The 1,108-nt window shown below is 65.3% G+C and carries 2 protein-coding genes; one reads left to right on the forward strand and one right to left on the reverse strand.

The window, feature by feature from the left end; all coding sequences use genetic code 11:
• A partial coding sequence (locus PGX04_RS26600; RefSeq protein ID WP_273741243.1) for a transcription initiation factor IIB occupies positions 1–556 on the reverse strand: 556 nt, incomplete at its 3' end.
• Between the two features lie 217 nt (positions 557–773).
• Between PGX04_RS26600 and PGX04_RS26605 the strand changes: the two genes are divergently transcribed.
• A partial coding sequence (locus PGX04_RS26605; protein WP_273741244.1) for an inosine/xanthosine triphosphatase occupies positions 774–1,108 on the forward strand: 335 nt, incomplete at its 3' end.

Below are 1,108 nucleotides of genomic sequence, written 5' to 3' on the forward strand. Positions count from 1 at the left end.
TCGTCGAGACGCCTTCGATCGATCGGCCCGGCAGCAGGTCCTCGTCGAGCGCGCGCCGGTAGATGACGCTGGCGGTCTCGCGGACGTTCGTCGGGAGGCCGAGCGCGCTTGCCATCCGGTCGATTTCGCCGAGGGCCTGCTTCAGGTTGCGCTCCTTCGAGTCGCGGGTGCGAAAGCGTTCGTTCCACTTGCGCAGGCGCTGCATCTTCTCGCGCTGGCGGGAGCCCAGCGAGTTCCCGTAGGCGTCCTTGTTCCGCCAGTCGATGTTCGTCGAGAGCCCCTTGTCGTGCATCGTGTTCGTCGTGGGCGCGCCCACGCGGGACTTCTCGTTCTTCTCGGCGGCGTCGAAGGCCCGCCACTCGGGGCCGCGGTCGACCGAGTCCTCCTCGACGACCAGCCCGCAATCCTCACAGACCGTCTCGCCGTGCTCGTCGTCGACGACGAGGTTGCCCGCACACTCGGGGCAGACCAGATCCTCTTGCTCGCTTTCGGTCTCTTGTTCGTTCGTTTCGGGTTCGCTACGTCGTACTCTCGTGTTCGATGGTGCGTTAGTCATACGATGGCGATTGCTGGCCGGCCGAACCGATCGCAAAAGCCCGGACGGATCCGTTACCTCCCACGTTCAGACACTCGAGGTTTAATAGTTTCGAAATCCCGGCCGGAAATCCCGTCAAACTGGATAATTCGACGACTGATCATGTGAGATCGTACCAGTAAAACGGAGCGCGACGCCGAAACGGAGCCTCCAACTTCGCCCCGTTCGAACGGGCGGTATGGAACTCGCAGTCGGCAGCACGAATCCGGTCAAGGTCGACGCCGTCGAACGAACGCTCGAGCGATACGAACCGACCGTGACCGCCGTCGCCGTCGACTCCGGGGTGAGCGAGCAGCCGCGATCGATCGAGGAAACCGTCAGGGGAGCCGAGAATCGCGCCCGACGGGCGCTCGCGGCGACCGACGCCGACTACGGGGTCGGCCTCGAGGGCGGCGTCGCTCGGCTCGAGGGAGTGCCGGGGCTCTCGCTGATCATGTGGGGTGCCGTCACCGACGGGGATCGAACTGAGCGAGGCGGCGGCCCGACGCTCCGTCTCCCCGATACCGTCGCCGA

It is taken from the genome of Natrinema soli (assembly GCF_028618695.1).